This window comes from Streptomyces sp. NPDC001443, assembly GCF_053597355.1.
The window spans coordinates 36,394-42,586 of record NZ_JBSFIA010000006.1; the positions used below are offsets into that span (position 1 = coordinate 36,394).

At 73.0% G+C, this 6,193-nt stretch carries 6 protein-coding genes; 3 read left to right on the plus strand and 3 right to left on the minus strand.

Annotated elements, in window-relative coordinates; translation table 11 throughout:
* Positions 1 to 14: 14 nt before the first annotated feature.
* From ACWC24_RS09300 to ACWC24_RS09310, 3 genes are read right to left on the minus strand one after another with little or no spacing between them, the layout of a single operon-like run.
* Positions 15 to 1,157: an acyl-CoA dehydrogenase family protein gene (locus tag ACWC24_RS09300; RefSeq protein WP_450662390.1), complete on the minus strand. Its 1,143-nt coding sequence runs from the start codon at positions 1,155 to 1,157 to the stop codon at positions 15 to 17.
* A 25-nt stretch (positions 1,158 to 1,182) separates the two neighbouring features.
* Positions 1,183 to 2,208, minus strand: a complete 1,026-nt coding sequence (locus ACWC24_RS09305) for an LLM class F420-dependent oxidoreductase (RefSeq protein WP_450662213.1) — start codon at positions 2,206 to 2,208, stop codon at positions 1,183 to 1,185.
* A complete protein-coding gene (locus ACWC24_RS09310; RefSeq protein WP_450662214.1) occupies positions 2,208 to 3,362 on the minus strand; it encodes a CaiB/BaiF CoA transferase family protein in 1,155 nt (384 codons plus the stop codon). The genes ACWC24_RS09305 and ACWC24_RS09310 overlap by 1 nt, the downstream gene beginning before the upstream one ends.
* 261 nt (positions 3,363 to 3,623) lie before the next feature.
* Between ACWC24_RS09310 and ACWC24_RS09315 the strand changes: the two genes are divergently transcribed.
* The 3 genes from ACWC24_RS09315 to ACWC24_RS09325 are packed head-to-tail and all read left to right on the plus strand — an operon-like array spanning position 3,624 to position 6,012.
* Positions 3,624 to 4,346 (plus strand): TetR/AcrR family transcriptional regulator, encoded by a 723-nt coding sequence (locus tag ACWC24_RS09315; RefSeq protein ID WP_450662215.1) that lies wholly within the window; start codon positions 3,624 to 3,626, stop codon positions 4,344 to 4,346.
* A gap of 41 nt (positions 4,347 to 4,387) precedes the next feature.
* Positions 4,388 to 4,924 (plus strand): DUF4334 domain-containing protein, encoded by a 537-nt coding sequence (locus ACWC24_RS09320; RefSeq protein WP_450662216.1) that lies wholly within the window; start codon positions 4,388 to 4,390, stop codon positions 4,922 to 4,924.
* Complete coding sequence (locus ACWC24_RS09325) at positions 4,921 to 6,012, plus strand: NAD(P)-dependent alcohol dehydrogenase (RefSeq protein WP_450662217.1); 1,092 nt, start codon at positions 4,921 to 4,923, stop codon at positions 6,010 to 6,012. Before ACWC24_RS09320 ends, ACWC24_RS09325 begins: the two co-directional genes overlap by 4 nt.
* The last annotated feature ends 181 nt before the right edge of the window (positions 6,013 to 6,193 follow it).

The following is a 6,193-nucleotide window of genomic DNA, read 5'->3' on the forward strand; positions in this document are numbered from 1 at the left end:
GAGTCGGCCCGGGCTCAGTCGAGCAGGGAGCGGCCGATGATCTCCTTCATGATCTCGGTGGTGCCTCCGTAGATGGTCTGGACCCGGCTGTCGAGGAACGCCCTGGCCACCGGGAACTCGCTCATGTAGCCGTAGCCGCCGTGGAGTTGCAGACAGCGGTCGACGACCCGCTTCTGCAGTTCGGTGGCCCACCACTTGGCCATGGAGGCGTGCACGGGATCGAGCCGGCCCTCGCCGTGCTCGGTGACGCAGCGGTCCAGGAAGGTGCGGGTGACCGCGGTCTCGGTGGCCATCTCGGCGGTCTCGAAGCGGATGTGCTGGAGTCGGGCCAGCGGTCTGCCGAACGCCTCGCGCTCCTTCACGTACCGCAGGGTGACGTCCAGGATCTCCTCGGCCGCGGCGGCGGCGCCGACCGCGATGGCCAGCCGCTCCTGAGCGAGGTTGCCCATGAGGTGGGCGAAGGCCTGGTTCGCCTCGCCCAGCAGGTTCTCCTTGGGCACGCGCACGTCGTCGAAGAACAACTCGGCGGTGTCCTGGGCCTTCTGGCCGATCTTGTCGAGGTTGCGGCCGCGTTCGAAGCCCGCCATGCCGCGCTCGACGACCAGCAGGCTCTGTCCGCCGCTGCCGCCCTCGGGGGTGGTGCGGGCGACGACCACGACGAGGTCGGCGAGGATGCCGTTGGAGATGAAGGTCTTCGTGCCGTTGAGCAGATAGTGGTCGCCCCGGTCGACGGCGGTGGTGCGGATGCCCTGGAGGTCGGAGCCGGCGCCGGGTTCCGTCATGGCGATGGCGGTGACGAGGTCGCCGGAGGTGAACCCGGGCAGCCAGCGGCGTTTCTGCTCCGCGTCGGCGAGCCGGGTCAGGTACGGGCCGACGATGTCGTTGTGCAGGCTCAGGGCCAGCCCGGAGGCGCCCGCGCGGGCGAACTCCTCGATGAGGACGGCGCTGTAGCGGAAGTCGTCGTTCCCGCCGCCGCCGTACTCCTCGCCGACGGCCATGCCCAGCAGGCCCTGGCGGCCCGCCGAGCGCCATGCCTCGCGGTCGACGACGCCGTTGCGCTCCCAGCGTTCGTGGTGCGGGACCACCTCCTTGGCGAGGAAGGCCCGCACCGTCGCGCGGAACGCCTCGTGGTCGGGACCGTAGAGGTCGCGTTCCAGTGTCACCGGCAACTCCTCACATGTGTCACAGCCAGCTCCGCACGCGCTCGATCAGCCGGGCGGGATCGGGACCGACGGGGGTGACGTCGAGCATGGTCACGCCCGCCTCGCGGAAGACCTCGACGCGGTCGCGGACGTGTCCTTCGGGACCGGCCAGGCAGAGCTGCCGGAGCAGTTCGTCCGGTACGGCGGCCTCCGCGTCCTTCTTGCGTCCGGCGAGGTAGTGCTCCTGGATGGCGGCCGCGGCGGACTCGTGGCCGTACGAGCAGACGAGGTCGTGGTAGAAGTTGCGACCGGGCGCGCCCATGCCGCCGACGTAGAGGGCGACGGTGGGGCGCATCCGGTCGTGGACGGCCTCGGCGTCGTCGGTGATGGCCAGCGGGCCGCCCGCGACGACCGAGAGCGGGCCGAGCGCGGGGTCGCGCCCGGCGCGGCCCTCGGCCAGGGACCGGCCCCAGACCTCGGCGGCGTGCTCGGGGACGTACAGGAACGGCAGCCAGCCGTCGGCGATCTCGGCGGCCAGCCGGACGTTGGCCGGGCCCAGCGCCGCGAGGTAGACCGGGACGGTGTCGCGGACCGGGTGGTTCAGCAGCTTCAGCGGTCTGCCGAGGGTGCCGCCCTTCTCCGGCGGCAGCGGCAGGTCGGTGATGCCGTGGTGTTCGATCACCTCGCGCCGCCAGATCCGCCGGGCCAGTTCGACCACCTCGCGGGTGCGGCCCAGCGGGCGGTCGTAGCGGCGGCCGTGCCAGCCCTCGACGACCTGGGGACCGGAGGCGCCGACGCCGAGGATGGCCCGGCCGCCGCTGAGGGCGTCGAGTCCGGCCGCGGTCTGGGCGATCAGCGCGGGGCTGCGCGAGTAGACGTTGAGGACGGCCGAGCCGATCCGCATCCGCTCGGTCTTCGCGGCGAGGTATCCCAGGATCGTCGGGGAGTCGAAGCCGTAGGCCTCGGCGACCCAGACGGCGTCGAGGCCCGCGGTCTCCAGGGCGGCGGCACGGTCCGCGGCGGCCCGCGGATCACCGGCGTACGCCAGGGGCATGGACAGTTCCATCAGCGGTGGTCCTTCAGGAGTTCGGGTACGTCCCAGTCACGGGCCACGTCGGGGGTGTGCGCGCCGGGGACGGCCGGGGGCAGCCGGAGCGTGCCGGGGGTGTCCGAGAAACGGGGGGCGGGGGCGGGCTGGGTGACGCCGTACGCCTCGGTGTAGGTGCCGCGTGCGGCCAGGTGCCGTTGACCGGCCGCCTCGCGCAGCGAGAGCACGGGGGCGACACAGGCGTCGGTGCCTTCGAAGACGGCCGTCCACCGCGCCCGGGTGGCGGACTTGAACCGGGTGGTGAACAGGGCACGCAGCGCGGGCCAGTTGCGCGGGTCGGCGCGGTCCGGCAGGTTCTCGCCGTCCAGGCCGAGCAGGGCGACGAACACCGCGTAGAACTGCGGTTCCAGGGCTCCGACGGCCATCCAGCCGCCGTCGGACGTCTCGTACACGCTGTAGTGGGGGCAGCCGCCGTCCAGCAGGTTGCGACCGCGGGCGTCCTGCCAGGTGCCCTCGGCGAGCATGCCCCAGAACATGGTGGTCAGGTGCGCGGTGCCGTCCACGATCGCGGCGTCCACCACCTGGCCGCGGCCGGTGGCCCGGGCGGTGAGCAGCGCGGCCAGGACGCCGGTGGTCAGATAGAGGGAGCCGCCCGCGTAGTCGCCGAGCAGGTTGACGGGGAGGGCGGGTGGTCCGTCCGGTGCGCCGATCATGGACAGGGCCCCGGCGGTGGCGAGGTAGCCGATGTCGTGTCCGGCCCGGGAGGCGAGGGGGCCTCGCTGGCCCCAGCCGGTCATCCGGCCGTACACCAGCGCGGGGTTGTCGGCCAGGCACTCCTCGGGGCCGACCCCGAGCCGCTCGGCGACACCGGGCCGGTAGCCCTCCACCAGGATCTCGGCGCGCGCCGCCAACGCCCGTACCGTGTGCGGCCCTTCGGGCGACTTGAGGTCGACCAGGACGGAGCGCTTGTTGCGGTTGGTCACGTCGTGGGCGGGGTCGCCGCCGAGCGGCGAGGGTTCGGGGCGGTCCACGCGCACCACGTCGGCGCCCAGGTCGGCGAGCAGCATCGTGGCGAACGGGCCGGGACCGATCCCCGCCAGTTCGACCACGCGTACGCCGTCCAGCGGGCCCGCCGTGCCGTGGCCCGGAGGGCCGATGGGGTGCCGGCTCATGGATTCCCTTCTCGGTGCAGGACGGACTCACCGCCGTCTACCGGGGGCTTACTGAGCGTTCGCTAAAGAACGTAGAAGTGCGATGACGATCGGTCAACTCCGCGTGCGGTACTAGTTTTTACGGGTCCACATCGGGGAAGTGACATCAGGCCGGACGCCGGCCGGCGGTCTTCCTGATCGATCGCTAAGCAGCCGGAAGGAGATGTCCCGGACTCACGGCCGTACGATGTCGCCGATCGCCACCCGCCCCGAGGAGAGCCGTTGAACACCGCGCCGAGCCAGGACCCCACACCCCCGGCGGAGCACTGGCGCTCCTACGGCCCGCTCGGCCTGCACCCGATCCTGGTGCACGCCATGGAGGCCTTCAACGAGCACGGCTACCACGGCACTTCGGTCCGGGACATCGCCGGCCGGGTCGGCGTCACCGTGCCCGCGCTGTACTACCACTACGAGAACAAGCAGGCACTGCTGACCACACTGCTGGAGACGTCCATCAAGGACGTCCTGGACCGCTGCCGGGCCGCCGCCGGGGAGGCCGGGGACGATCCGCTGGCGCGATTCTGCGGGATGGTCGAGTCGATCGTGCTCTCCATGGCCCACCGTCGACAACTGGCCTTCCTGGACACCGAGATACGCAGCCTGGAACCCCAGAACCGGGCCCGCTACGTGGCCCTGCGCGACTATCTGGAGCACATGCTGCTGGACACGGTCGAGGCGGGCCGTACCCAGGGCGTGTTCACCACGCCGATCCCGGCCGACGCGGTGCGTTCGGTGCTCGTCATGTGCCAGGGGGTCGCCAACTGGTTCCGCGCGGACGGCCCGCTCACCGCCGAGGAGGTGGCCGAGCGCCATGTGCTGCTGAGCCTCGGCACCGTGGGCCACCCCGGCGCGGTCACCGGCGACCTGCCGCCGCGGTTCCCCCGGCGCTCCTCCCTCACCCGGACCTCCGCCTCCCGGGGTTCCGCGCCGCGCGCCTCGGGGTGACGCGGCGGGAACCAACCCACTGACAACGTAAGGACACCCGCATGGACGTGTTCGAGGCCCGTGCCCGTTTCCAGGAGCTCCGGGCGCAGGAGGGCCCGGTCGACCCCGCCGAACTCGACGCGATCTGGGCGCCGTTGGCCACCGTCCGCCCCGAGGAGATCCTCGGCGAGTGGAAGGGAGGCGAGTTCCGCACCGGTCACCCGCTCAACGGAGCCTTGGAGAAGGCCGGTTGGTACGGCAAGACGTTCGCCGCCGTGCACGACGCCAAGCCGCTGATGTGCCGTGACGCCACCACGGGCACGCTGTACTCGAACCGCGAGCTCGGCAAGGGCGAGGCCAGCCTGTGGACGGTCGAGTTCCGGGGCGAGGCGACGGCCACCATGGTCTACGACGGCCAGCCGGTCTTCGACCACTTCAAGCGGGTGGACGGCACCACGCTGATGGGGATCATGAACGTCAAGGGGGTCCCCGCCGAGGGGCCCTTCTTCTACTTCTTCCTCGAACGCGCCACCGAGACCCCGGACGGGACCTCGGACAAGTCCCTGGACGGGGATCCGCGTGCCGGAGGGGGATCGTGAGGCGCGTCCGCGCCGCCGTCGTCGAGGCGCCTGGCACCCCGTTCACCGTGCGGGACGCGGAGATCGAGGACCCCCGGCCGTACGAGGTGCTGGTGCGGATGACCGCGGTCGGCGTCTGCCACACCGACCTGGCGATGCGGGACACCTGGCCCCGGCGGCTCACCCCGATGGTCTTCGGCCACGAAGGCGCCGGCCGGGTCGAGGCGGTGGGCGCGGCGGTGACCGGCCTCGCGCCGGGTGACCGGGTCTGCCTCACCTTCGCCAGTTGCGGCGCCTGCGGGCAGTGCGCGGCGGGCCACCCGGCCTACTGCCTCGCCGCGCGGGCCCGGAACCTCTCCGGTGGACGCGACGACGGGACCACTCCGCTCTCCCTCGACGGCGCACCGCTGCACGCCGGCTTCTTCGGCCAGTCCAGCTTCGCCACACATGCCGTCGTCCACGAACGCGGGGTGGTCAAGGTGCCCTCCGGCCTGCCGGCCGCCGTCGCCGCGCCGCTCGGCTGTGGCGGCCAGACGGGCGCGGGCACGGTGCTCAACCGGCTGCGCCCCGAACCGGGTACCTCCCTTGTCGTGCTGGGCGCGGGCGGGGTGGGCCTGAGCGCGCTGATGGCCGCGGTGGCGGCGGGCTGCAACCCGGTGGTGGCCGTCGACCCGGTCGCCTCCCGCCGTGAACTGGCCGTCGAACTCGGCGCCGAGGCGGCCCTGGCCCCGGGGGACGGTCTGGTGGCGGCGCTGCGCGACCTCACCGGCGGCGGTGCGCACCACGTCGTCGAGACCACCGGCCGTCCGGAGATGGCCCGCCGGGCCGTCGGCGCGCTGCGGCCGCGCGGCGAACTCGCCCTGCTCGGCCTCGGCGGCGAGGTGACGTTCGACGTGATGGGCCTGCTCGCCAAGGGCGTCCGTGTCCACGGGGTGATCGAGGGCGACTCCGACCCGGGCCGCTTCATCCCCGAGCTGGTCGGACTGTACGCGCGGGGTCTCTTCCCGGTCGACCGCCTGGTCACCACGTTCCCGTTCGAGGACATCGACGCGGCCGTGACCGCCATGCGCGACGGCAGCGTGGTCAAGCCGGTCCTCACCTTCGCCTGACCCGGGCCGGCCGCCGCCCGCCGCCCGCTGAGAGCCAGGAGCCGGGAGGCGGGAGCCGGGAGCCGGGAGCCGGGAGCCGGGAGCCGGGAGGCGGGAGCCGGGAGGCGGGAGGCGGGAGGCGGGAGCCGGGAGCCGGGAGGCGGGAGCCGGGAGGCGGGAGCCGGGAGGCGGGAGGCGGGAG